The 24,409-nt window shown below is 69.7% G+C and carries 23 protein-coding genes and 5 pseudogenes; 12 read left to right on the plus strand and 16 right to left on the minus strand.

The genetic code is table 11. The features are described 5' to 3' along the window. Positions 1-132 precede the first annotated feature (132 nt). Positions 133-513 (plus strand): Tn3 family transposase, encoded by a 381-nt coding sequence (locus tag AB0E19_RS09415; protein WP_362175787.1) that lies wholly within the window; start codon positions 133-135, stop codon positions 511-513. Between the two features lie 96 nt (positions 514-609). Here AB0E19_RS09415 and AB0E19_RS09420 read toward each other — a convergent pair whose 3' ends face one another. Then, positions 610-1,434, minus strand: coding sequence for an NAD(P)H-binding protein (locus AB0E19_RS09420; protein ID WP_362175790.1), 825 nt, complete (start codon positions 1,432-1,434; stop codon positions 610-612). Positions 1,435-1,683: 249 nt separating this feature from the next. On the opposite strand from AB0E19_RS09420, the gene AB0E19_RS09425 reads away from it, so the two are divergent. Further along, positions 1,684-2,598, plus strand: a complete 915-nt coding sequence (locus AB0E19_RS09425; RefSeq protein WP_362176569.1) for a transposase family protein — start codon at positions 1,684-1,686, stop codon at positions 2,596-2,598. Between the two features lie 132 nt (positions 2,599-2,730). On the opposite strand, the gene AB0E19_RS09430 is transcribed toward AB0E19_RS09425, so the two are convergent. Both AB0E19_RS09430 and AB0E19_RS09435 read right to left on the minus strand, forming a co-directional pair. Further along, positions 2,731-3,228 carry a DinB family protein gene (locus AB0E19_RS09430; protein WP_362175793.1) on the minus strand — a complete coding sequence of 166 codons (498 nt, stop codon included), beginning with the start codon at positions 3,226-3,228 and terminating at the stop codon, positions 2,731-2,733. 47 nt (positions 3,229-3,275) lie between these two features. Next, a pseudogene (locus AB0E19_RS09435) lies at positions 3,276-3,652 on the minus strand (transposase); the annotation flags it as partial. Between the two features lie 108 nt (positions 3,653-3,760). On the opposite strand from AB0E19_RS09435, the gene AB0E19_RS09440 reads away from it, so the two are divergent. Further along, positions 3,761-4,114 carry a hypothetical protein gene (locus tag AB0E19_RS09440; RefSeq protein WP_362175795.1) on the plus strand — a complete coding sequence of 118 codons (354 nt, stop codon included), beginning with the start codon at positions 3,761-3,763 and terminating at the stop codon, positions 4,112-4,114. Positions 4,115-5,055: 941 nt separating this feature from the next. Here AB0E19_RS09440 and AB0E19_RS09445 read toward each other — a convergent pair. From AB0E19_RS09445 to AB0E19_RS09465, 5 genes and pseudogenes are all read right to left on the minus strand, one after another. Continuing rightward, positions 5,056-6,528: an aldehyde dehydrogenase family protein gene (locus AB0E19_RS09445; protein ID WP_362175798.1), complete on the minus strand. Its 1,473-nt coding sequence runs from the start codon at positions 6,526-6,528 to the stop codon at positions 5,056-5,058. Positions 6,529-6,635: 107 nt separating this feature from the next. After that, positions 6,636-7,184, minus strand: coding sequence for an EF-hand domain-containing protein (locus AB0E19_RS09450; protein WP_362175801.1), 549 nt, complete (start codon positions 7,182-7,184; stop codon positions 6,636-6,638). A gap of 66 nt (positions 7,185-7,250) precedes the next feature. Continuing rightward, a complete protein-coding gene (locus AB0E19_RS09455; protein WP_362175804.1) occupies positions 7,251-9,047 on the minus strand; it encodes an acyl-CoA dehydrogenase family protein in 1,797 nt (598 codons plus the stop codon). Positions 9,048-9,364: 317 nt separating this feature from the next. Further along, positions 9,365-9,688, minus strand: a pseudogene (locus AB0E19_RS09460) (transposase); the annotation flags it as partial. A gap of 165 nt (positions 9,689-9,853) precedes the next feature. Continuing rightward, complete coding sequence (locus AB0E19_RS09465) at positions 9,854-10,396, minus strand: GNAT family protein (protein ID WP_362175808.1); 543 nt, start codon at positions 10,394-10,396, stop codon at positions 9,854-9,856. Positions 10,397-10,676: 280 nt separating this feature from the next. Between AB0E19_RS09465 and AB0E19_RS09470 the strand changes: the two genes are divergently transcribed. Further along, positions 10,677-11,129, plus strand: a complete 453-nt coding sequence (locus tag AB0E19_RS09470; RefSeq protein ID WP_362175811.1) for a transposase — start codon at positions 10,677-10,679, stop codon at positions 11,127-11,129. 53 nt (positions 11,130-11,182) lie between these two features. Here AB0E19_RS09470 and AB0E19_RS09475 read toward each other — a convergent pair whose 3' ends face one another. Beyond that, on the minus strand, positions 11,183-12,067 hold the full coding sequence (locus AB0E19_RS09475) for a helix-turn-helix transcriptional regulator (protein ID WP_362175814.1): 885 nt from the start codon (positions 12,065-12,067) through the stop codon (positions 11,183-11,185). Positions 12,068-12,278: 211 nt separating this feature from the next. Here AB0E19_RS09475 and AB0E19_RS09480 point away from each other — a divergent pair, with 211 nt between their 5' ends. The 6 genes and pseudogenes from AB0E19_RS09480 to AB0E19_RS09505 all read left to right on the plus strand — a co-directional run. Next, the gene (locus AB0E19_RS09480) at positions 12,279-13,295 is read left to right on the plus strand and encodes a zinc-dependent alcohol dehydrogenase family protein (protein WP_362175817.1); all 1,017 of its coding nucleotides are present in this window, start codon (positions 12,279-12,281) and stop codon (positions 13,293-13,295) included. A 39-nt stretch (positions 13,296-13,334) separates the two neighbouring features. Further along, on the plus strand, positions 13,335-13,745 hold the full coding sequence (locus AB0E19_RS09485) for a cupin domain-containing protein (RefSeq protein ID WP_362175820.1): 411 nt from the start codon (positions 13,335-13,337) through the stop codon (positions 13,743-13,745). A 118-nt stretch (positions 13,746-13,863) separates the two neighbouring features. Next, positions 13,864-14,347 (plus strand): annotated as a pseudogene (locus tag AB0E19_RS09490) (SDR family NAD(P)-dependent oxidoreductase). A 20-nt stretch (positions 14,348-14,367) separates the two neighbouring features. Then, complete coding sequence (locus tag AB0E19_RS09495; RefSeq protein ID WP_362175823.1) at positions 14,368-14,913, plus strand: cyclophilin-like fold protein; 546 nt, start codon at positions 14,368-14,370, stop codon at positions 14,911-14,913. A 45-nt stretch (positions 14,914-14,958) separates the two neighbouring features. Further along, a complete protein-coding gene (locus AB0E19_RS09500) occupies positions 14,959-16,215 on the plus strand; it encodes an MFS transporter (protein WP_362175826.1) in 1,257 nt (418 codons plus the stop codon). 54 nt (positions 16,216-16,269) lie between these two features. After that, positions 16,270-16,383 (plus strand): annotated as a pseudogene (locus AB0E19_RS09505) (IS5/IS1182 family transposase); the annotation flags it as partial. An 83-nt stretch (positions 16,384-16,466) separates the two neighbouring features. On the opposite strand, the gene AB0E19_RS09510 reads toward AB0E19_RS09505, so the two are convergent. The 4 genes from AB0E19_RS09510 to AB0E19_RS09525 form a co-directional block, all read right to left on the minus strand. After that, entirely contained in the window at positions 16,467-16,688 is a 222-nt protein-coding gene (locus AB0E19_RS09510) for a hypothetical protein (RefSeq protein WP_362175829.1), read from the minus strand. 252 nt (positions 16,689-16,940) lie between these two features. Beyond that, a complete protein-coding gene (locus AB0E19_RS09515; RefSeq protein ID WP_362175832.1) occupies positions 16,941-17,117 on the minus strand; it encodes a hypothetical protein in 177 nt (58 codons plus the stop codon). Positions 17,118-17,495: 378 nt separating this feature from the next. Next, complete coding sequence (locus AB0E19_RS09520) at positions 17,496-18,215, minus strand: hypothetical protein (protein WP_362175835.1); 720 nt, start codon at positions 18,213-18,215, stop codon at positions 17,496-17,498. Positions 18,216-18,500: 285 nt separating this feature from the next. Then, positions 18,501-19,700, minus strand: coding sequence for a transposase (locus AB0E19_RS09525; RefSeq protein ID WP_362175838.1), 1,200 nt, complete (start codon positions 19,698-19,700; stop codon positions 18,501-18,503). 51 nt (positions 19,701-19,751) lie between these two features. Here AB0E19_RS09525 and tnpA point away from each other — a divergent pair. Together tnpA and AB0E19_RS09535 are read left to right on the plus strand one after the other, a co-directional pair. Then, a pseudogene (gene tnpA / locus AB0E19_RS09530) lies at positions 19,752-20,203 on the plus strand (IS200/IS605 family transposase). Between the two features lie 626 nt (positions 20,204-20,829). Further along, complete coding sequence (locus tag AB0E19_RS09535) at positions 20,830-21,765, plus strand: hypothetical protein (RefSeq protein WP_362175841.1); 936 nt, start codon at positions 20,830-20,832, stop codon at positions 21,763-21,765. A 699-nt stretch (positions 21,766-22,464) separates the two neighbouring features. On the opposite strand, the gene AB0E19_RS09540 is transcribed toward AB0E19_RS09535, so the two are convergent. From AB0E19_RS09540 to AB0E19_RS09550, 3 genes are read right to left on the minus strand one after another with little or no spacing between them, the layout of a single operon-like run. Continuing rightward, complete coding sequence (locus AB0E19_RS09540) at positions 22,465-23,250, minus strand: polyprenol monophosphomannose synthase (protein ID WP_362175844.1); 786 nt, start codon at positions 23,248-23,250, stop codon at positions 22,465-22,467. Between the two features lie 24 nt (positions 23,251-23,274). Continuing rightward, complete coding sequence (locus tag AB0E19_RS09545) at positions 23,275-24,141, minus strand: alpha/beta fold hydrolase (RefSeq protein WP_362176572.1); 867 nt, start codon at positions 24,139-24,141, stop codon at positions 23,275-23,277. A 14-nt stretch (positions 24,142-24,155) separates the two neighbouring features. Further along, positions 24,156-24,368, minus strand: a complete 213-nt coding sequence (locus tag AB0E19_RS09550) for an MbtH family protein (protein ID WP_362175847.1) — start codon at positions 24,366-24,368, stop codon at positions 24,156-24,158. Positions 24,369-24,409 lie beyond the last annotated feature (41 nt).

Raw genomic sequence — 24,409 nt, forward strand, 5'->3', positions numbered from 1 at the left:
GGACAACAGACAAGCCCCAGGTCGCCGACCTGGGGCTTTGCTATGGAGCGGATGACGGGAATCGAACCCGCGCCATAGGCTTGGGAAGCACCCGGCACTTGGGCGTGCGTATACCCTCTGACCTGCCGGGATGTGCGCCAGCTTCCCTGTCTGGGCTGCGTCCGGGAAACCCGTGTTGACCGCTCTTCACCGCCCCTACTGGCGCGTTGTGGCACGGAGCGGGCGCCGCTGGCGGCGTTTCTCCCTGCCGTAGCCCTACGCGCCGCCGACCGCAGAGGGGGCGATGGAGTCGACGTCCTCCAACGGCGCGAACTCCGTGATCGCCTATCGCCTATCGCCTATGGCAAGGGCGGGGAGACCGCCTCGAACCGGCGCGACGAGCAGGAGATGTTCGTGCTGTATCTGCGGATTCTGCAATCGGCCCTGGTCTACGTGAACACCCTGATGCTCCAGGACATCCTCGGCGAACCGAGTGGGCCAACCTCCTCACGCCCGCTGACCGGCGCGGCCTGACCCCGCTGTTCTGGTCCCACGTCCGCCCGTACGGCGAGGTGAACCTCGACATGGGCGCCCGCCTCAACCTCGCCCTGGCCTCCGTCCCGATCCCTGTCAGGGGCGGAAGGCGTCCGCGTGCGCGTCGGCCCACTGGGCGAAGGTCCGCGGCGGACGGCCGACAACTTCCTCGACCGCTGAAGTCACCCTTGCCACCGTCTCGGGCACTGTCGCCCACATGTGCAGCATGAAATCGATGCCCTCCTCGGGCCAGCCCTCAAGCCGCCATTGCCGACGTGCCTGATCATCGGTCAGCTCGGTGAAACGGATCTCACGGCCGGTCGCCGCCGCGATGGCGGACACCTTGTCGGCCGGCGTGAGCGCTTCGGGCCCCGACACGATGAGGCTCCTTCCCGCGTGGCCGCCCCTGGCAAGCACAGTAGCGACAACGTCGGCGACATCCGTCTCGTCGGCCGAAGCGGTCCTGCGATTCGCGTACGGCTCGCGGACCTCCGCCGTATGGCGGATGACTTCAGCCCATCCCAACGCATTGGACATGAGGTCGATCGGCCAGACAAACGTCCACTCCAGGCCGCTGTCACGCACGGCTTGTTCCAGCTCTCCTCCTTCACCGACCGACAAGACCGTCAGCCGCCGTACACCCGCCTCGGCGGCCATCGCCGTGATCTGCAGCCCTGTCTGCAACGGGGCGTGGTCGTGCCCGGTGGCTCCGAGCAGGTGCACGGCGGAGACTCCATCGAGAGCCGCCGCCAACGTTTGCGGCTTCGTGAGGTCGCCGCCCACTACTTCGACGTCGTCGGGCAGACCGGTTGCCTCAGCCGGGGTGCGCGTGAGCGCGCGAACCGTCTGTCCGGCTTGCCGAAGTCGCTTGACCACATGGCGCCCCAGAGTTCCCGTCGCACCAGTAACCAGAATTGTCACGTCGCTCCTTGCCTGCTGTCTGCTGTCTGCTGTCTGCTGTCTGCTGTCTGCTGAGGCGAGCACCGCACTGAGCGGCGGGAACCTTCGCGTTGCCTGGCCGCAAACGACAGTAGGCGGCATCTAGGTCAGATTTCGTCCGCAATCCATCGCTACTCTTGCCCTTGCCTGTCCCGTCGCAGTAACGAGCTGGTGCGTGATAGCGGCTGATACGTCGTTGCTGGTGGCTGGCCTGATCCAGGTGTGACGATCATGGTCGACCGGACGGTTCTCGCGCATCAGTTGTTCACGGGGATCTCTCGGCATCATCTCGCCTGCCTGGCTCAGGAGTTGGCTGGGCCGTGGCAGGCAGGTGTCGAGGGGCGCCGTCATGAAGCACGCGGCGGGGCCAGAAGACGGGCTGCGGGGGCCGGAGCCCGGCATCGACTGGTCTTCGTGGACCGCCTGGTCGCCACGCTGATTCATCTGCGGCACGATCTGCCGCACTCTGTTCTCGCCCTGCTGTTCGGTGTCGACCGCTCCACCGTCACCCGGGCCGTCGGGGAAATGCGCGGGCTTCTGGCCGAGAGGGGATGCGCGGTCCCCGACCGCCCTGGTATGCGGCTGCGGACCCTGGCCGAGGTGTTCGCCTATGCCCAGGCCGAGGGCATCGAGCTGCGTCTGGACGCCACCGAGATCCAGGTCCGCAGGCCCGTGGCAGGCCGCGGCGGACGACGCGCGTTCGTCTCGGGCAAGAAGAAGCAGAACACGATGAAGGCCACCGTCGTCGCCGACTCTCAGGGCCGCACGCTCTGGACCGATGCCCTGCGACCTGGCCGGATGCACGATGCGACCGCCGCACGCAATGAGGGCATCGGCGTCTGCTTCCAGCACTTCCCTGACGTGGAGGTTCTCCTGGACGACGGATACCTCGGCCTCCGCCGCGACCACCCCGCTCAGGCGATCACACCACCCAGGAAGCCGAACAAGATCGCCCTTCCGCAGGTGCACGCAGCCAGAGAGGAAGCCCGGCACCGACACTCATCGAAGCGCATCACCGTCGAGCACGCGCTTGCCGACCACAAACGCTGGAAGCAGCTGACCCGCTGGGCCCACCGCCGCGAAGCTCTGCCCGCCACCTACCGGGCCATCGCCGGCCTCGTCTCCGACCGCACCGCCAACGCCTGACCACGACCCCGATCAGGCAAACACGACTCCATCGCTATCGCGCACCAGCTCGTTACTGATCGTTTCAGAATGAGTTGAGCTTCGGACTTTGCGCTCGACGATCCTGGTCGACAGAGCGGAGCGGCTCTCCTGTCAGGTGACAACCAGCCGCTGCCTGCCGTCGATGAGTTCGCGCACGGCGTCCAGGTGGCCGGCGTGGGTGGCGGTCTCGGTGATCACGTGCAGGATGACCTCGCGGAGGTTGTCGTACCGCCAGCTGCCGAAGAAGTCCGGCCACCAGCCCGGGGCCGCGTCCAGGTCGGCGCCGGCCAGGAAGGCGTCCGCGAGCTCGCCTTCCTGGCGGTAGAGGGCGAAGACCTCCTCGGCTGTCATCTCCAGGGTGGACTGCCACGCGTTCTCCCCGGATCCGAGGATCTCCTCGATCGCTGCTCGTTCTCCCGCCGCAACCGCGCGGAACCAGAACTTCTCGTCGTCCAGGGCGAGGTGGTGCACCAGCCCCAGGCACGTCCAGCCGGACGGTAGCACCGGGCGCCGCAGCGCTTCCTCGTCCAGGCCCTCCAAAATGTCCAGGACGTGCTTGCGCTTGCTGTTCAGGACGCCGAGCAACGTGGTCAGTTCACTGTCAGTCATGGGCCGGACCGTATCGGGCCCCACTGACACCCGACTCGCTGGTCGTTTCAGGATGGCGTTCTGAGTCGCCGCGGGCAGATGATGACGCAGGCCAGTTCGAGGAGGCCCTGGTGGAGGTCGGCGCGCCGTTCGCAGCAGGTGCGGAGCCGCTTGAACTGGTGCAGCCAGGCGAAGGCCCGCTCTACCACCCCGCGCACCCTGCCTAGCCCGGAGCCGTGCGCGACGCCGCGTCGGGCGATCATCGGCTTGATGCCGCGCTTCCACAGCAGGCGGCGGTACGTGTCGAAGTCGTAGCCCGGTCGGCGTACAGACGTCGAGGCCTGCGGCGGGGCCGTCCGCGCAGGCCCCGGATCGGCGTGACTGCGTCCAGCAGCGGCAGAAGCTGGGTGACGTCATGTCGGTTCCCGCCGGTGAGCGTCACGGCGAACAGAGTCCCGTGGCGATCAACGATCAGACACCTCACGTTGCTATGCCGTCAAGTTGCTGGGGTCGGGGCCTCGAACAACGGCAACCTCGCGGACAGCCTTGCCGCATGACCGAACCGGCCTCTGCCCAGCGTTCTTTGCCGACGTGGGACCAGGTGGTCGCGCTGCGGGACTTCATCCACGGACGGACGTATGCGGCCGCAGTTCCGACCATCCGCCTGAACGGAGAGCCGCCTCACGCCCCGGGTTCCGCGCTGGCGCGCGTGGCGGAGGTCAACGGCGCCCTCTACGACGTCACGTCCCATCTGTGCAGTCGGCTATATGACGAGCTTGAGAAGGGTCGCCCTGGCCCCGTTGCCGATGCATCGTGGGATGCCCTTCTCACGATCACTGCGACCTGGCGCGATGACCCCGAGCTGCCAGCGTGGGTGAACGAGCTGCAGCCAGTTAAGCGGCGCTGACTGCGAGCTCAGGCGGTCCGGGGAACGCGGATTGCTCGTCGAAGAGCTCGCGCTTCTGGAGGCAGTGGTAGAGCTGTCCGATCATGCGGTTGAAGCAATGCCACGAAGTTAGCGCCGCGGCCGCCCTGTCAAGGGCGGTTCCGGAGAACCTCCTTCCCCTCGGGTATCGCGTGGGGAATCACGCCTCATGCGGCTAACGGATCAAGTTGACCTTGCCCAGCGTGGGGTCAGCCAGCCGAGAATGCGGCCAGCAGAGTGTCCGTCCGGACCTCCAGTTCCGGCGTCAGAGCCCCCTTGCTCAGGAGGACAGCCTGTCATGAGCCGAAGCCTCAGTGATCAGTCAGCCGTGACTTGAGGAAGAAACGCGATGGGCGCGTCGAAAGTCACCCGGTTCCGGAGGCAGCGGTGGAGCTGGCCGATCAGGCGATTGAACCAATGCCACGAAGTTGGCGCCGCGGCCGCCGATTCAAGGGTGGTGTCTGTCCGTCGTGGAAGGCTGAGGGTGCAGGCAATCCCGGGCGATCTTGTAGGTCGCGTTCGAGACCTTTTCGAGGAGACCTTCTCTTGTTCAGCGGCTCAGCTGGACGCAGAAGCTGTCGTAGTGGGTGAAGTCGAGGGCTGTGGCCAGCTCGCGCGCATGCCAAGACCGGTGGGGCGAGGTTCGCATGTGCTGGAGAACCTGATTGCGTTGACCGCTGCGGCCGGGTGCTGCGGATGACGGGGGCTGGGTGTGGATCTCAACGGCGAGGATGGTGAAGTCAGGCGGCGAAGGCGGCCAGGGCCGCCGGGTAGTACTCGCGCAGCAGGGAACGGAGCTGGTTGACGAGCTGCTGCCGGTTCCGGCGGACGCCGTCGCCGCCACGGACAGCCGCGGCATGAACGGCGGCAAGCTGATCAACGGCCGCAAGCGGCACGTCGTGGCCCCGGTGGCCGCTGTGGTGTCACAGGGCGCGGTCTTGTGCTGTGGCGTGGGTGGCGTCGCAGACGGCTTGGAGTCTGCTGGTGCGCTGGAGCGGGAGCGCGGCGCCGCCGAAGGGGCCGCCTGAGTGGCCGGTTCCGCCGTGGGTGGGCAGGACGGGGATGTTGCCGCTGTGCGTGTCGTTGATCTTCAGGATGCCGCCGTTGCGCAGTTCGTTGGAGAACCGTGCGATGACATCGGCGTCGGCCGCCCACAGGGAGTTGCGCAGGCCATAGGGGTTCGCGTCGAGGAACGCCAGGGCCCCGCCCAGCAGTTCGGTGTCGGGGGCCGGGTCGGGCACGACGAGTTTCAGGAGCGGGAAGAACGTCTCCTCGTAGACGCTGGGGATCGCCGACGCTGTCTGGAGGCCGTCGATCCGGATCACGGTGGGCTGGATGAACATGCCGTCGGTGGCCGGCCGGCCGGTGTGGTCCCACTGGGCGCCGCCGGTCACGACCCGGGCGCCGACCGCCGTCGCCTCGCGCAGTGCCTGCCGGAACTTGGGCGCCTTGAACACGGGTGAGAGCAGCACCTGCGGATCCTCGGGGAGCCCGGGGCGTAGTGCTTCGGCCTGTTCGACCACTGCGGCGATGACCCGGTCGGCGATGTCCGGGTGCACGATCGCGTAGCGGGGAACCATGCAGATCTGCCCGGAGGCGTGGAAGCATTCGGCCAGCGCGCGGGCCGCCTGGGCGGGATCCGCGTCGCGCCAGATCAGCGCGCCGTCGTTGCCGGACAGTTCGAGAACCGGTTTCTTGCCTCGTGCCAGGCACTCGGCCGCGAGTGCCTGGCCTCGCCGGGAGGAGCCGAAGTAGAAGACGGTATCGACGTCGGGGCTGTCGAGCCAGGAGCGCAGCGTCTCCTTCGTATCACCGCACAGCACGGACAAGACGCCCGGCGGCGCGCCGGCCTCGGCCAGGGCCGGGGAGACGATCTCGTGATAGAGGAAGGCCAGCGCCAGCGGGCTGCTGCGCGGCGCCCCGACCACCAGGGCGTTGCCGCCGGCCAGCGCCCACACGCCGAGCGCGCCGGCGCTGGCCGGGGCGTTCTGCGGGGGGCTGAGGGCGACCACGCCGTCGGGCTGGTATTGCAGGCGCACGGTGCGGGGTCCGACCCGCGCCTCGTGCTCGGCGGTGCGGCGGGCGAAGGCGATCGAGTCCTGATGTGAGCCTTCGAGCATTCCGGACAGCTCCCACCGGGCAACCGGCAGCGGGTGGCCCTCGGCGACGCAGAGGTCGACGAACTCCTCGCCGCGGCGGGCCAGGCGCTGATGGAATGCGGAGAGCAGCGAGAGGCGCTGGTCGAGCGGGACGCGGGCCCAGGCGGGCTGGGCGGTGCGCGCGGCACGCAGCGCGCGGGCGAGCTGGTCCGGGCGGGCCAGTGCGACCCGCCCGGCCAGCCGGGGGTCCTCGCTGTCCTCGCCGTCGGCCTGGCCGCGCTCGCGCTGCAACACCATGCGGCCGACGGTGAGTGGATCTCGAATCAGGGCGCTCGCGCGGGCGGTGTACACCCAGTGGTCGGCTGTCTCGGGTGCGCCGGCGACCAGAGGCGGATAGGAGCGGATCACGACGCGCCGAACAGCAGGTCACCGGCGGCCTCCTGGCCCTCGCCGGTGTAGAACTGCCGGGCTGCCGCGTCGATCTGATCGATGCTGAGCACGCCGCGGCCGTCGGCGTCCAGACGTCGGAACGCGGCGTCCACCTCGTCGTCCGGGGTGCCCAGGGCCGCCTGCAGCGCACGGAACTCCTGTGGAGTGATCGTCCCGTCGCCGTCGGCGTCGGCCAGTTCGAGCACGGCGCGCACCGCGGGGTGGAACGTGCGGTCGTAGCCGCCGCCCTCGCGCACGAAGGCGCCCGTCATGCCGCGGTGGTACTCCTGCGGGCTGATACGCCCGTCGCCGTCGATGTCGCACTGCGCTCGCAACGCCTCCCAGACATCGAGCACGGCGCCCACGAGCGCCTTGCCCTTGGCGGAGGTCGGGCTGCTCTCGCAGGCGGAGAGCACGCGCACGCCGAATGCCACGAAGTCCGTGCGCTCGATGTAGCCGTTGCCGTCCAGGTCGAGCTGCTGCTCGAACGCGCGCTGGTGCTTGGATTCCAGGTGTGCACTCATGATCGCGTACTGCCTTCCTCTCGGGATGATGTGACGGCGTGCTGCCCCGCGGGCGCACGGTGATACTCAGATGCCGATCCCGTCCTGCATGGGGGCACCGAGGAACTCAGGGGCGTATCCGAAGGCGTCGACCAGCTCCTGCGCGATCTCGGCCAGCTCACGATGCCCGTGTTCGAGGCGTTCGCGCGCCGCGTTCCAGGACTGCAGGTCCAGGAGCCCGTGCGCCAGGTACCAGTCGGCGTGCCTCAGCACCGCGCCCAGGCCGTAGTGCTCCAGGACGCACCGCGTCGCGTCGGCGCCGCCGGCCGGGATCCGTTCGCCGAGGCTGCGAAACGCCTCGGCATCCGCGTACGCCAACGCGGCGTCGCGCAACGCCTCCGCGGCCGTCTCGCGTCCCGGCGCCCGGCCGCCGGCCCGGTGGATCCGGTCGGCTTCGCCGAGCAGGCCGCGGACACGGGCCTGCAGCAGGGACCGCAGCCGCACGGCGTCGAAGGCCCCTCCAGACGGTGCGGGGTCGTGCGCGTCGAGCCGGCCGAGGTGGGCTGGAGGCCGGGCGGCCAGCAGGCGGCCGAGCGCGAGGGCGATCACCTGGTTGTCGCCCTCGGCCGTCACCGCGCCGTGCGCGATGCCCAGGTACTCGGCGATACGGTTGCCCAGCAGCATCCCGCGCGCCCCGGCCCGCTCCCGGCATTCGTCGATCACCGACAGGGCCGTGTAGGAGGCGTGGACCTTCACGCTGTTGACCATCAGGGTGCGTTCGGGCTCCGCGACACCCGCGGCCCAGCGGTCCTTGGCGTCGTTGACGAGGGCGGTGGCCGCGTACACCCGGCTCAGGCAGGTCATCAGGGCCGCGCGGTGGTTGCGCTGGGACAGGGCGGGCACCGCCGCCCAGGCCGCGCCCCGCGTCATCCGGCGCAGGGAGTAGCGCACGGTGATGGCCAGTGACGCGCGGGCGGTGGCCAGCGCCATGCTCGGCAGCAGAATCCGCCCGAGCTTCAGGCAGTCCAGGGTGAGCCAGAACCGGCCGAGGGAACCGGGATCGGGCCTGCGCGGATCGGCGTCGGCACCGTACGGACGCGGCCCGGCCAGCCAGTGCGTCCGCGGCACCGCCACCCCGTGGAACCCGGTGCGCGCGTAGTCCATGCCCCCGGCCAGGCCCCGCGACAGCGGGGTGACGGAAACCCCCGGGACCGGCCCGTCCTGCGTGGCGATACGCACCAGGAAGGCGTGCAGCGGACCCCGGTCCCGCCCACCCGCCCCGGCCGGCGGGTCCAGCCGGGCGAGCACCACCGCGATCTTCGCCACCCCCGGATACGCCGACGTCGACATGACCTTGTACGCCGCCGCGTCCGGGCTCGTCAGGACGAACGAGTCCGTCGCCTCGTCGTACCGCGCCCGGGTCCTGATCGAGGTCAGATCGTTTCCGGTGGTGCCCTCCGTCGCCATGAGCAACCCCACCGAGCGCATGCCGTCGAGCTCCGCGAGCAGGTCCCGGGTGTACTCGGGCCGCTGGGACAGCCCCACGATCGAGGCGACGCACAGGTTGTAGTGGACGCTCATCAAGGCCCCGGCCGTCGGCTCGGCGACCGCCGCCCAATCGTGCACGGCGCACAGCCGGTGCACATCGTGGACGAGCACGGACGGCGGGTCCGTCGCGGCGCACAGCGCGCGCATTACCGCGTAGGAGCGGGCCGTCGCCGCCTCCGGAGCCAGCCCCGTCCGGGAGCCACCGGCGATGCGCGAAAGCAGATCGGGAAGCTCACCATCGAGGTCGGCGCTCTCACCCGATAAGACGATTCCCCGCATGGCGTCGGTCAGCGTGCCCCCGCACCGTGAGGACGCGGGTTCCACCGAGATCGACATTCACCCCAGCCCTCCCCCGGAGATGGTCCACTCCCTTCAGCATGGAGAGGAGCACCCTGGCGTATCAACGGCGCCAAAGTACCCGAATCCGCAGCGGCCTTGAGCGCACAGGAGCGTCGATCAATTACGTTCACCCCGCCGTGTGACTTTCTCGCGCACCGGTTCGGGAACGCCGCGGACAACGGGACGCGTGAATGGCGTTACCCGACGGATATGGCGGACGCGCAGTGGGCCGTGGTCCGACCTCTGCTGCCGGCGCCGGGCTGGCTGGAGGGACGCGGCGGGGCAGCCCGAGGCTCAGGTTCTGTCGTCGAATGTCACGCCCACATCAGGAGTGAGGCGAGCGTGACGGCTGCTTCATAGGACTCGGCGGTCTTGTCGTACCGGGTGGCGATCCCGCGCCACTGCTTCAGGCGGTTGCAGCACCGTTCCACGACGTTGCGGTGCTTGTGGATCTCGCGGTCGAAGGCCGGCGGGCGGCCTCTGCGGCTGCCTCGTCGGGCCCGGTTGCGGACCCGGTCGGCCCGCTCGGGAATCGTGTGGGCGATGCCCTTGCGACGGAGCCAGGTGCGAATCGCCTTCGAGCTGTAGTCCTTGTCACCCAGGACGTGATCGGGCCGGACCCGGGGTCGTCCCCAACCTTCACCGAAACAGGCAAAAAACACCCATCGGGGCCTGGAGAACCTCCATGGTGAGCTGAACCGTTCCGGGTTCGGTGGAGATCTCAGGCATTGGGTGTGACCTGAAATCGCGATCGAACCCAGAACGGTTCACCCGGGCTGGAAGACTCGCCGAGATCTTGCGCTTCAGCCCTGCGAGGTCGGCTTCCAGTCCTGGACGAGGAGCCCGAGGAGTACCTCGTCCAGGAACTCGCCCAGCACCCATGCCGAGGAGCGCAGTACGCCCTCGCGGATGAAGCCGTTGCGTTCGGCGGAGCGCAGCATGGCGTGGTTGTCCGCCAGCGTCTCGATCTGCAGCCGCTGAAGGCCGCGGACTACGAAACCGTAGTAGCAGAGCGCCGCGACCACGTCCGTGCCGTAGCCCTTGCCGCGCGCCACGGGCAGGAGCCCGAGACCGATGTGAGCGGATCGGTGGTGGTCGTCGATACCCCACAGCGTCGCGGTGCCGACCAGGGCACCTCCTTCCAGCTCCACCACGGAGAACTGAACGCTGCCTTGCGCCGTGTCGTCCACCACGAGCCGCGGGTCCTTCGAATCGGGCGAGATCGGCCGCCACGGCCCGGCCTCGGCCCGTGCGGAGTTGACCACGTCGTCGTAGAGCTCGGTCCGCAGAATGGGGATGTCGTCCTCGTGTCGGGCTCTCAGCCCGATCTTGCTGCCCTTTAGCATCTAGGATTCCTATCCGACTTGGCTCGACTCGACAAACGAATACTCGGACAGCCCGAGCTGATGAGAGCCACTGCTTCGGTGTGAACGGGAGCCGGGTGCAGGCCGTTCGTGGCGGTGGTGTACTCGCCCGGGGCAGAAGTTCTTCGGTATGTTCGGGAGCCACTTCGACGGGATGGGGAGTCACTGATCGGGTGACCGGGCGGGGCGAGCTGAGCCCCGGCGAGGGGACCTCCCTGAGGCAGTCGCGCGACACACGCTCCGTCTCCTGGCCGGGCGCATCGTGCACCTCCCCGAGGAACTCAGCGACCTCACCGAGCGTGTCACGGCGGCCATCGGGGACTGCGCGCCCACGCTCCTCGATGTCCACGGCGTCGGCCCCGACACTGCTGCCGCACTGCAGACAGCGGCCGGCGGCAACCCGCAGCGGATGGGCAGCGAGGCCTCTTTCGCCGATCTCTGTGGGGCGAGCCCCGTCGAAGCCTCCTCCGGCAAGACGCGGCGTCGCAGACTCAACCACGGCGGTGGCCGCCAGGCCGATTCGGCCCTCTGCACGATCGTCCCGGCCCGGATGCGCCGGGACCCTGGCACCCGCGCCTACGTCGAACGCCGAGTCTGCGAAGGCAAGACACGCCGCGAAGCCGTTCGCTGCCTCAACCGCTACGTCGCCCGCGAGACCTACCAGACGATCGTCACGCTCCGACCGCGTAGGGACGGGCCAAGATCAGCTGGTTGACATCCACAGGGGCATCTGTGGTGATGAATCCGGCTGCCTTCGGCCGGGGGTTTTCAGTCACTGGCGTGCGGTTCGGGTGTGGGGGTCTGGGGTGTGGCGGCCCAGGAGGCGAGCAGGCGCAGCCCCTCTTCGGACGGCGAGGCGGGTTCGGCGGTGTAGATGGTGAGGGTGAGGCCGGGTTCGGCGGCCATCTCCAGCCCTTGATAGGCGAGGGTGAGTTCGCCTACGTCTGTGTGGTGGTAGCGCTTGAAGCCGGTGCCGTGGTGGCGGACGTCATGGGCGCCCCAGCGGGTGCGGAAGGCGTCGCTGCGGGTGGAGAGCTCGCCGACGAGGTCGTGGAGGTCCTTGTCGTGGGGGTTCCGGCCGGCTTCGGTGCGCAGGATGGCGACAGTGATGTCGGCGGCCTGGTCCCAGTCGGGGTAGAAGCGGCGGGCGTCGGGGCTGAGGAAGGCGAAGCGGGCGAGGTTCTGCTGGTTGTGGGGATCGGCGTACACGTCGGCGTAGAAGGCGCGGGCGAGCCGGTTGACGGCCAGGAGGTCCATGCGGCCGTTGCGGACGAACGCCGGGCCCTCGGTGACCGCGTCCAGGGTCCACTGCAGGCTCGGGTGGGGCTTCCACTGTCTGGTGGTGGCGCGGGGGCGGGCGAGGGCGTCCGAGCCGTCGGCTGCCTGGGCAAGGCGGAGCAGGTGGGCGCGTTCGGCGTCGTCGAGCCGCAGGGCGCGGGCGACGGCCTCCAGGACGGCCGGTGAGACGCCGGCGAGGTTGCCGCGTTCCAGTTTGGCGTAGTACTCGACGCTCATGTCGGCCAGGGCCGCGACCTCGCTGCGGCGCAGGCCGGGGACCCGGCGCCGCGGGCCTGCGGGGAGCCCGGCCCGTTCGGGGGTGATCTTCGCTCGCCGCGAGGTCAGGAACTCGCGGACCTCTTCACGGTTGTCCACGCCTTCGACGGTACGTCCCGCACACGGCCGGAGGGATGTACTGGCAGTACACCCTTCGCTGGTGCCTCGCTACGGGCGCCGGGAGCGGGTTACCTGGATGACGTGGTGCTTGCCGCCCGTCGTCACGGCGGGCGCGTACCCGGCCCCGTACTCGGCGGTGGCCCCGGATCTCCGGTGGCTGTTCGCCTCGGCACGTAAAGGAACCCCTCTCATGCGCGGAGCAGTGATCCACGCCCCCGGCGACGTCCGCTTCGAGACCCTGGACGACCCGAAGATCCTCACGCCCACCGACGCGGTCATCCGGACGGCCGTCACCTGTGTGTGCGGCTCCGACCTGTGGCCCTACCGGGGCGCGGAGCCGATCGGCGACCCGCACCCGATGGGCCACGAGTACGTCGGGTTCGTGGAGGAGGTCGGCAGCGAGGTCACGTCGGTCCGGCCGGGCCAGTTCGTCGTCGGCTCGTTCGCGACCTCGGACAACACCTGCGCGAACTGCGTCAACGGCTTCCCGTCGAACTGCCTGCACCGCGAGTTCATGTCGACCTGCCAGGCCGAGTACGTCCGCATCCCCCATGCCGGCGGCACCCTGGTCGCCCTCGACGAAACCCCGGACGAGTCGCTGTGGCCGAGCCTGCTGGCACTCTCGGATGTCATGGGCACCGGCTGGTGGGCGGCGGAGGCCGCCGAGGTCAGCCCCGGCTCGACCGCCGTGGTCGTCGGCGACGGCGCGGTCGGCCTGTCCGGTGTGATCGCGGCGAAGGAGATGGGCGCGGAGCGGATCATCGCCATGTCGCGGCATGAGTCCCGCCAGAAGCTCGCCCTCGCCTTCGGCGCTACGGACGTCGTCACCGAGCGAGGCGAGGAGGGAGTGGCGAGGATCAAGGAAATGACCGGCGGCATCGGCGCCGACTCGGTGCTGGAGTGCGTCGGCACCGCCCAGGCCATGAGGCAGGCCCTGCGCTCCGCCCGCCCCGGCGGCAGCGTCGGCTTCGTCGGCGTCCCCCACGACGTCGCCGTCGACGGGCAGGAACTGTTCTTCTCCCACGTCGGCCTGCGCGGCGGCCCCGCCCCCGTGCGCCGTTACCTCCCCGACCTGATCGACCGCGTCCTTTCGGGCCGGATCGACCCGGGCAAGGTCTTCGACCTCACCCTGCCCCTGGAGCAGGTCGCCGAAGGCTACGAGGCCATGGACGAGCGCCGTGCGATCAAGGCCCTCCTCACCCCCTGAACCCCCTCCCCTCTCCGCCATCTGCCCAAAGGAGCGATCATGCAGATCACCCGCAGCTCGGTTGACACCGTCAAGGGCCCGGCCGACTGGTTCACCGGCGACGTCTACATCGACGCCGTCGCCGCTGCCCCGGCCCCGTCCCGGGTCACCGCGAACCTGGTGCACTTCATGCCCGGCGCCCGCACCCACTGGCACCGCCACCCGTTGGGCCAGACCGTCTTCGTCACCGAGGGCGTCGGCCTGTGCCAGCGCCGTGGCGGGCCGGTGGAGGTCATCCGGCCCGGCGACCGCGTGCTGTTCGAGGCCGGCGAGGAGCACTGGCACGGCGCCGCCCCGAACCGGCTGATGGTCCACGTGGCCATCAACGAGGGCGACACCGACCACGATGTCGTGCACTGGCTGGCCCCCGTCACCGACGACGAGTACGCCGCCACGCCGGCCGCCGACTGACCTCGGACGACGTCCTCGGCCTCGGCCTCGCCCGTTCCCCTTGCGTCACGCCGCCGTTTGCCTGGGGCGACCGGGAAAACGGCCCGACCTGCTCGCGTCGTCCTTGAGGAGCATCACCCTGACCACGTTCGCCCTCGTCGGAGCCGGGCCGGGCCTGGGCCTGGCGGCCGCCTGCCGCTTCGGTGCCGCCGGCCACCTGTCGCCCTCGTGCGGCGCAGCATCCAGCACCAGGACAACCTGGCGGCCGAACCGGCCGGGACAACGTCCACGCCCGCGGGTTCACCGCCGACGTCCTCGCCCCGGACTCCCTCACCTCAGTTCTGCGTGAAGCCGCCGAAACGCCGGAGCCCATCGAGATCCTCCCGTTCAGCCCGGTGCCCCGCGGCGCCTTCATGAAGCCGGTCCTCGACACACGCGCCGCCGACCCGGACGACCCGCTGGCCTTCTCTGCCAAGGGCCCAATGGCCTGCGTGAACGCCGTCCCCGGCACGATCCGCCCGGACGCCGCGCACTCCAGCCCCGACGCGCCGGCCGAGCGCCTCTACGCCATCCACAACGAGCACGGCACCTTCCGGCATGACGCCGAGCCCATGCCCGCATGACAATCCCGGTGACCCTTTCCATGAACTCCGCAGTCCACCGCGGCCTGCTGTACGCCACTGCGGCAGCCGTCCTGTCGCTGACTGTGACCGCCTGCTCCAGCGACGCGCAGGAAGCCACCCCCACCTCTCCCTCCTCCGCCTCCGCCTCCGCCTCCGCCTCCCCAAGGCAGCAGGACACGACGGACCCCACCCCGCCACCCCCCTCCGGGAGCACTGCCATGGACATCCTGGTCACCCTCGACGGCCGCCCCGTCCAGGCCGCCCTGAACGACAGCCCCGCCGCCCGCGACTTCGCCGCGCTGCTTCCGCTCATCTTGGACCTGGAGGACTTCCACGGCACGGAGCGAGTCGCCGACCTCCCGCGCAAGCTGAACACCTCCGGCGCCCCCGCGCCGGTCGCGGCCAGGGTCGGCGACATCGCCTACTACGCGCCCTGGGGCAACCTGGCCCTCTTCCACCAGGACGGGCCCGCCCCCTCCACCGACCTGCTCGTCCTCGGCCACCTCGACGTCAGCGCCGACCAGCTCGGCCGGGCGACACGCATCACCCTCGAAGCCGCCTCCTGACCCGAGCGGCTGCCTGACGTCCCCAGAGGAAGAGAAGCCCCCCGTATGCCATCCGCAGCCAGTACCCGTGCGGGCCGACTGCCCCTCGTCGTGTGGGTGCTCGCCGCCGGCACCTTCCTGATGGGCACCACCGAGTTCGCCATCGCAGGACTGCTCCCGCAGATCGCCGGTGACCTCGGCGTCGGCCTCTCCCATGCCGGTCTGCTGATCACCGCCTTCGCCATCGGCATGATCGTCGGCGGACCGGCCATGGCCCTGGCCACCTTGCGCATGCCCCGGCGCCTGACCCTGATCGCGGCCCTGGCGGTCTTCGCCCTCGGACACGCCGTCGGCGCGCTCGGCTCCTCCTTCCACGTGGTCCTGGCGGCCCGGGTGGCGACCGCGCTGGCCACCGGCGCGTTCTGGGCCGTCGGCTTCGTCATCGTCACCTCCGCCGCAGGCCCGGCACGGGCCGCCCGGTCCGTCGGCGTCATGATGGGCGGCCTGACCCTGGCCAACGTGATCGGTGTGCCGATCGGTTCCTTCGTCGGCCAGTACACCGGCTGGCGCGGCCCCTTCTGGGCCCTGGCCCTCCTCGCCGCTCTCGCGGCCGTGTTCGTCGGACGTTTCATCCCCCCGACGAAACAAGGGACCGGGATCTCGGTACGAGCCGAACTCCGCGCTCTGCGGCAGGGCCGGTTGTGGCTGGCCCTGGCCGCCGCCGCCCTGATCATGGGCGGCGTCCTGGCCACGTACACGTACCTCACCCCGCTCCTGACCGACCGCGCCGGCATACCGGCCGGAGCCGTCCCCCTGGTCCTGCTCGTCTTCGGGCTCGGCGCCCTGGGCGGCACCGCCATCGGCGGCCGGCTCGGCGACCGCCACCCCATGGCCACCACCCTCACCGCCGCCGCCGTCACCGCCCTGGCCCTGCTCGCGCTGATCCCACTGTCGACCGGGCCCGTCACCGCCGTCGCCCTGGTCTTCCTCATGGCCCTGGCCGGGTTCACCGTGAACCCCGTCGTCACCTCCCTCGCCGTCCGCTTCGCCGACGACGCCCCCACCCTGACCTCGGCCCTGACCACCTCCGCCTACAACACCGGCATCGCCGCCGGCTCCGCCCTCGCCGGGACAGCCATGAACACCTCCCTCGGCCTGACCGGACCGGCCCTGATCGGCACCGTCTCCGCCGCCCTCACCCTCCTGCCGCTCATCGCCCTCACCCTCACCGGCACCCCACGACAGACCCAGACCGTCGCCCAGCACGCCACCCCGGCCCCCGGACACGACGACACCACCGCACCGCTGCCCGCACGGAGCTGACCCACCGAAAGGGTGGCTCCTCTCGCGTGGTCGCTTTCCACCGTGGTCCCGGCCCTGGGACGGGGCGATTTGACGGATGCCGAGTGGGAACGGCTGCGACCGTTCCTGCCGGTCAGCAACAGGCGTCGCGGCAGGTGGCGGGATCACCGGCCGGTGATCGACGGGATTCCGCACCGGGTAAGGCCGCTACGCCTTCCTCGGGACCGCAACCGTCGCAGCCCTCACCGTTCGGCTCCGCTCGCGAAGCAGCATCAGTCTTCATCCTCAGGCAGGTGGAAGTAGACGGTTCCCGACCACCAGGGGCCGTGCTCGGTCGTCTCGAACGCGATCACCACGTCCTGGACCTCGACGGGCCCCAGCGCCTCGATGGAATCCGCCAGCCGCCGCAAGAGGGCGGGAGCGCTGTCGCAGCCGGGGCCGGAGGGGTTGGCCTGCGAGAAATGGCGCACGGTCCACTGCGTCGGGGTATCCATCACAAGCCGATCGTAAGACCTGCCATCGCCCGGACAAGTCCTACTGATCCGAGTCGGAGATTGGTCGGCAGTAGGCGGCGACTCTGTCGGAGATCTCGTCAGCGGTCTTCGTCCAGGCGAACAGTCTGGGGTCTTCCGTCCAGTCGGTGAGCCAGCCCGGATGTCGCGTTCGAGGGGCGAGACCGAGCGGTGGACGCCGCGCTTGAGGTTCTAGTGGAGCAGCTCGGCGAACCACCGCTCGACCAGGTCGAGTCAGGACGCGCTGGCCGGCGTGACGTGCAGGGGGAACCGCGGACAGCCCGGCAGCCACCTCTTGAGGTCGGGTGTCCTGCGGGTCGCGTAGTTGTCCAGGATCAGATGAACCTGCAGGACGGCCGGGACTTCCTTGTCGAGCTTGGTCAGGAACTTCTCGACCGATCCCGCGGACACTTGGCGAGCAGCCGGAGCAGCCTCCGACTGGATCAGCCGCGCGTTCCCCCAGCCAGCAGACGAAGCGGTGGACTGACGCTCAGCCGTCAGCTGCCGTCAGCTGCCGTCAGCTGCCGTCGGGGCCAAGCACTACCACCTGGCCTCGATGATCTCGGCTCGCGAGGCCATCTGGACCGGTCCCTCTGCGCGATCGACGGTTCGGAGATCCATCCGATCACCGAGCGCACTGGTCGGGCGACGGCTCATAGCAGGATGCTGGACACGGCAAAGGAGTTCGCGGTTTCCGGCGACCGTGTCTGCCATCTGCCGGCTGACTGAGCTGTCCGGTGCGTTCGGCCGACGACCGGAGGGGGCGTCGGCCGAACGGCGAACTTTCGATCAGGGTCGCTGGGCGTCTCGCAGCCGTTCGACCTGCCGGCTGATCAGCTCGGTGGGGAACGAGAGGCCCTTGCCCGTGGCGAGCTCGGTGAACGTGGCGATGGTGTTGCCCGTACGGACCACCACGAACTGCTCGTTGCGCTCTACCCTCTCCAGTTTCATGGGGATGATCTCGCGGAAGGCCACCGCTTCATCGCCGACCGGTGGTGCCGCCTCCGTCCTCACCGTCACCTCGAATCGACCGACATACCCCTCGCCTTCGTACGACCGGCAAGCGGTGAGGGCCTGCTTGAGCTCCGCGAAGCGCCGCGCGGCCTCATCCTCCTCGTAGGAGGCGAGTGTCGAGCTTCCACCCATGATGTTCTTCTTCCAGTTGAAGATCTGGAAGACGTGAGCGATCGATCCTTCGCCGTTACGGGCATCAAGCAGTGGCTGGCAGGCAGGTACGGATATGGGAGGGAAGGAGCGCCCGCTTCCTTTCGGTCTGGGTTCCTGTACCGCCATGGGCTCGTGCGCCTGCGGGACTTCTCCGTCCTTGAACGCGAGCCCCTTGAGCTGCGCCGTCGTCAGGGCCGCCACCGGGGCCGCGGCCGAAGGAGTCGTCGACGACGCTCCGGGTGCGCGTTCCGGCTCCGGTGCGGGGCTGCACCCCGAGGCGAGGATCAGTCCGATGGTCGATACTGCGGCTGTTGTTCCCAGCCGTGCCGTGCGCGGTTGCATGAGTCTCCTCGGACTGATGTGGATGAATGGCCAAAGCTATGAGCTGTCCGGCCGATCATGAACCCCTGGAAATCAAGTCCTGCGGTCTGGCTGCCAGCCGACAGGACATGTCGGTCCGGACAAGCGGGCATCGGCCCCGTATGGAGGGTGCGGAAAGCGTCTGGCGCCCCGGTCAGCGGTGACCGGGGCGCCGAAATCTCGAGGCGCTGTCGGCGGTGAGCGTCGCCGGCCGTAGGCGGTGCGGTGTACGTGACTCCTCCCCCACCTGAAGGTGGGGGCTTCTCGCTATGCCGGTGCGGCTTCGCGACGGACCAGCCCGGCCCGTAGAACATTGAGTGCCCCGACGACGTCGGCGTGCGCCTGGTGGCCGCAGCTAACGCAGTGGAACTTCTCCTGCGTGGGCCGGTTCTCCGCTGCGACGTACCCGCATTCGGGGCAGGTCCGGGAGGTGTTGCGGGGGGCCACGGCGATCACTTCCCGTCCGGCACTCTCAGCCTTGGCATTCAGGATCGCGAGGAACACCCCCCATCCGGCATCCGAGATCGAACGGTTGAGCCCGGCCTTCGCGGCGCCCCCGTTGGGCAGGAAGCCGCCCGGCGTCTCGGGGTCTGGCTTCGGGGCGGGGGCCTTGACCATGTTGCGGATCTTGAGGTCTTCGTGCGCTATCAGGTCGTGCTCGCGGACCAGGCCGAACGCGGTCTTGTGCGCGTGGTCGAGCCGCTGGCGGCGCACCTTGCGGTGCAGGGTGGAGACCTTGGCGACAGCCTTGCGGCGGCGCTTCGACCCGCGCTTGCACCGGCTGAGAGCCTGCTGTGCGGCTTCGAGTTTCGCGGCGGCCTTGCGGGCGTGACGAGGGTTAGCGACGTGCTCACCGTTGGACGTGGTGAGGAACGAGGCGATGCCCATGTCGATGCCGACCACGGACCCGGTCGGGGGAAGCGGCTCGGGCTGAACCTGCCCGGCGGTCAGCACGACGTACCAGCGCTCGCCCTCGCGCTTGACGGACACGGTCTTGACCTTGCCGACCACGGCCCGGTGCTGATTGGCCTTGACGTGCCCAACGCCCTGGAAGCGGACGCGGGTGACGGAGTCGTGCGGGGTGGAGTCCCAGCGGCAGCCGTCGCCGTCCTTGGGGAAGTCGACCGTGTCGAACCAGTCGACGCCCCGGAAACGCGGGTAACCGGGCGCCTCACCGGACTTGACGCGCCGGAAGAACGCGGCGAACGCCTTGTCGAGGCGGCGCAAGGTGGCCTGCTGGCTGGAGAACGACCAGCGCCCTTGGCGCTCCGGGTCGAAGGCCCGGATCTCCTTGAGCTGCGCGGACTGCTGCCCGTACGTGACGCTCGTCTTGGAGACGTGCCGGTAGGCGTCGCGGCGTTCCTGCAACGCCCCGTTGTAGAGCGAGCAGTGATCGCGCAGCATCTCGCCGAGCGCGATCGCCTGGCCCACGGTGGGCCGCATGAGGAACTTGTACGCACGAATCATCCGGCCCACCCCCTCCCTCGTCTGGTTCGAAGATCCTACTTCGCTTGGGGTATGCCACCACGCTGGGAGCCAAACCCCGATATCCGCACCGGACGACACGTCGCCTACACCCTTCACGCACACTTGGTGTTCGTCACCAAATACCGCAAGGGAGTGTTCGATGACGCGATGCTCAAGCGGTGCGAGGAGATCATGCGGGAGGTCTGCGGCAGCTTCGAGGCGGAGCTAAGAGAGTTCAACGGCGAGGCCGACCACGTGCACCTGCTGGTGCACTACCCGCCGAAGATCGCCCTCTCCAAGCTGATCAACAGCCTCAAGGGCGTCAGTTCCCGGTACCTGCGCGCCGAGTACACCGGCCGCATCAACCGCATCGGGCTCGCTCCGTCTTCAGGTCCAGCTCTTACTTCGCGGGCTCGTGCGGCGGCGCGCCGCTCACGGTGATCCGCCAGTACATCGAGCAACAGAAACGTCCGCTCCAAAGGTGCCGGTCAGAGCAGTCTTAGGATGCGCTTCCCTCCCCGACTGAAGCCGGGGATACCCACGCAAGATCTGGGATGGACACGATGTGGAAGGTGGCACGGCTACCTCCCCGTATCGATGAGATCCACGTATGAAAGCCCTCACGGGACCCACCTACGGCTAACCCAGCGGATGGAGAGTGGGAACGGCTGCGGCCGTTCCTGCCGGTCGGCAACGGGTATGGCGGGCCGCTGACGAGATCACACAAGTGATCGACGGAATCCCGCACAGAGTGGAGCCTCTGCTCCAGCAGCTTCAGGCCGCGGCCGACATCACGGGCGCGCCAGACCAAGCCGCCAGCCGTGGCCATCGCACGGCTGGACCGCGGTACGACAAAGGCCGGCTCCCTCGGAAAGGGATGACGCCCCAGTGATCGCACACATGTCCTGGAAGGGCTGTAGTTCGGCAGCTCAGCATGATGCCGGCATCAGGACAGAACGGGGCCATGGCATCATCCGTGTCGGCCCTCAACATGACTCATCCGTATGTGAGTTCGCCTATCGGGGCTCGACAGATCAGGGCCGGCCGGAAGGCCGGAAACGAGCGCGTCACGCCCCCTCCCCCTGGATAGATACGACGGGTCACCCACACCGAGTAACCAGGGAGCTACATGTGGTCGAAGAACGCCTTCAACAAGGTGGCCGAGGAGCTGCAGACGATACGCAAACAGCTCGACATTCTCACTGACCCTACGATCGGCCTGGCCGCCCTACACGGCACACACGGCCAGGGCCGCCTCAAGATTCAGGAGACTGTCCTCACCGGCGTCACCGGACTGCGCGAGGAGAACCGGGAGCTGCGCCGCCGTCAGGACAAGATGATCGGCGACCTCGGCGACACCCGCCGCGAACTGCGCGAACTCCTCGACCTCGCCGACACCCTGCGGGCCCGCCTCGCTTCCCCTCCCCCAGTCCGGGAACTGGATCCCGCGCTGGAAGAACCCCAGCCCGTCACCGACCCGCAGGAGCCGGCCGTCGAGGCCGCCGAGCCCAGCCCGTTCATCGCCACCGACTCTCAGGGAGAGCCCATGGAGCACACCGCGTCACAGCCCGAGACCCCCGGCGACGACCAGGCGCTCGCCCTCAAGCACGCGATCGAGGCCGCTTACCGCGGCACGCCGCTCCCCTCCCGGGCATCGGGGTCCGACGCCCCTCCCCTCCAGCCCTCGGCTGTCGAGAACCCTGAGGTCACGCACGGTGTTCTTCTCCTTCGGGCCGCCGGCGTCGCCTCGGTCGAGGTCGTCGCCCACCGCGACACGTGGGAGTGGCTCGCCGGCCTCGCCACCGACCACCCCCACTTCCACACTCCGCCCGCCGTGGAGGACGTCAAGGACGGCCGCGTCCAGACCGTCCTGTCCGGCCGTTCCCTCATCGCCTTGCTGATCGAACTGTGGAACACCCGCTCCGGGGCAGCTGCCCTCGGCGCCGAATGGGCCCTGGCCATGACCACCTACGACCGGATCGCACGCCAGCTTTCCGCTGTCACCGGTGACGGCGAGACGATCCGCATCGTCCTCGACGACGGCACCCGTCGCTCTGACGACTGACCAGCCTCCCTCTCGGCCCGGTCCGGCCGCCCCGCAGGACCCGCCCTGCGGGGCGGCCGGGCTGGCGGCTCACGACCCGGTCACGCGGTGGCCGTGATCAGGGCATGGGCGGGTGGAAGATCCAGCGGTTCTCGGCGGTGCGGGGCCTCGTGAGCCGGGAGGAGGCCGAGGTCGAGGTAGCCGCGGGCGAGTAGGGAGATCTGGCCGCCGAGGTGGGCGGTACGGGTGTCGGCCGGGTACCTGGTCCCGCATCTGCAGTGGGCCCGGGACCGTCCGGGCTGGTAGGCAGCCGGTGAGTAGGTTCGTGGGAGGTGGAGACGACGGTGGCGCGTTCGTGGCCACCGGTCCCGTACCTCTTACCGAGGGCCGGGCGCCCAGAGGCTGGGCGTGGACGGCGGGCACGGGGGCCTGGGCCGCTGTCCGTCCGACGCTCGCGGAGGCGGGAGACGGCAGCTGAGCGCTGCTCGGCAGCACGGGAAGGAGGCGCTCGCGAACCCTTATCCGACCGTCCGTCAAACCAGCACTGCTCCCTCAACAGTTACGCAGGGCAAGGGACTTGCTCGGACGAGATGCCGTGCCCCGCACACAGGGGAGTCACACGGCCCCACCGGATCTGAACGGGTCTTCGCCGGCGGCACGCGCACATCGCCCCTTAGGGGACCGGACACTTCGTCGCGGCCCCGCGGGGCGGGCTCGGCGTCAGTGGTGGAGGGAACGGCCGCCGGTTCCGCCTGCGCGGGCCGTTCGTCGGCCGGATTCGCGGTCGAAGCGCAGCTTCCATGGGGCGAGGGCGGATTCGAGCTGGATGGCCAGGGTCATCTTGGACGCGCCCTGGCCGCGTTCCTCGAAGCGGATCGGGATCTCCCTGAGGCTGAAGCCCCGGAGCGTGGCACGGTGGTTCATCTCGAACTGGAAGGCGTAGCCGTTGCTGCGCACCGAGTCCAGGTCGATCGCGCGGAGTGCCTCGGCGCGCCATGCCTTGAATCCCGCGGTGGCGTCCATGAGCCGCAGGCGCAGGATGGCGTTGACGTAGGCGTTGGCCCAGGCGGACAGGGCTCTGCGGGACCTGGGCCAGTCGGCGGCGGTGGTGCCGCCGGCCACGTAGCGCGAGCCGATGACGGCGCCGGCGTTCCCGGTCAGCAGGGTGTCGAGCATGACCGGGATCGCCGAGACCGGGTGGGACAGGTCCGCGTCCATCTGGACGACGACGTCCGCGCCCTCCTCCAGCGCGCGGGTCATTCCGGCGACGTAGGCCCGGCCGAGTCCGTCCTTGACCGCGCGGTGGAGCACCCCGACGGTCTCCGGCGAGTCCGCGGCGAGCTTGTCGGCGATCTCGCCGGTGCCGTCGGGCGAGCCGTCGTCGACGACGAGCAGCCGCAGGTCCGGCACCGGCAGCTCGGCCAGAAGGGCGGCCAGGACCGGCAGGTTGTCCCGCTCGTTGTAGGTCGGGACGACGACCACGGTCTTCGGTGGTGCGGCGGCCATCGGTGCTCCTCGGTCGGCGGCGGTTCAGGGCGTGGGAACGCGGTGTCCGGAGGGCAGCGCGTGGAGGGTGCGGTGCGGGGGACCGGCCGGTGCGGCCCGGAGGAAGGCGAGGATGTGCCGGTTCACCTCCTCCGGCCGCTCCAGGTATCCGTAGTGCCCCGCGTGTTCGACGAGCCGGTAGGTGGCGCCGGGGATGGCCCGGGCCACTTCGGCGACCAGGTGCGGGGGCGTCACCAGGTCGTCGGCGAAGGCGAGGACCAGGCACGGTGTGGTGATCGCCGCGTAGGCGGCGAGGCGCCCCGGGGCCGGCGTGATGGAGAGCTGGTGGCGCAGTCCGGGGCCGGTGGCCAGCGACTGCTCGAACACCGACAGCCAGTCGGACACCTCGACGTCGTCGTTGAGGGTGTGCGGGGACAGGTTCTGGATGGCCTGCTGGGCCGCCTGGTACCGGGGCGGCAGGGCGATGCCGGAGTCGAGGAGTTCGACCTCGGCCCGGACCGCCGCCGCCCTCAGGCGGTCGTCGCGGCCACGGGTGGCCATCAGCACGGCGGCCGTGGCCAGCTCCGGCCGGGTCAGCAACAGCTCCTCGACGACGTGGGCGCCGAGCGAGGTACCCACCAGGCGGCAGGGACCGGCGTCCAGGTGCTCGATGAGCGCGGCCAGGTCGGCCGCGAGGTCGCCGACGGTGAAGCCCGGCTCACCGGGGTCGCTGGGGGGCACGCCCCGGGAGTCGTAGGTGATGACCCGGTGACCGGCCTCGACGAGCGCGGGGAGCTGGTGCAGGTGCCAGGCCCGGCCTCGCCCGCCGGCGCCCATGACGAGGACGACCGGCTCGCCCGCGTCCGGGCCCTGGGGGGCGACGTCGTCGTAGTGCAACCGGGTCCCGCCCAGGGAGGCGACGCCCCTCACGGGGTGGCCATGCGGTCGGCCAGGCTCTTCGGGCGCATGTCGGTCCAGTGCTCCTCGACGTACGCGAGGCAGGCGGCGCGGCCCGTGTCGGCGAGGGCGACGAACCACCCCTCGGGAACGGCGGCGAAGGAGGGCCAGAGCGAGTGCTGGCCCTCGTCGTTGACGAGCACCTTGAACGTGGCGTCGGGGTCGTCGAACGGGTTGGTCATCTTCTTGCTCCTTCGTGGGTGTGCGGGAGGGCACGGAGGGC

The organism is Streptomyces sp. NPDC047974 (genome assembly GCF_040653375.1).
Classification (GTDB): Bacteria; Actinomycetota; Actinomycetes; order Streptomycetales; family Streptomycetaceae; genus Streptomyces.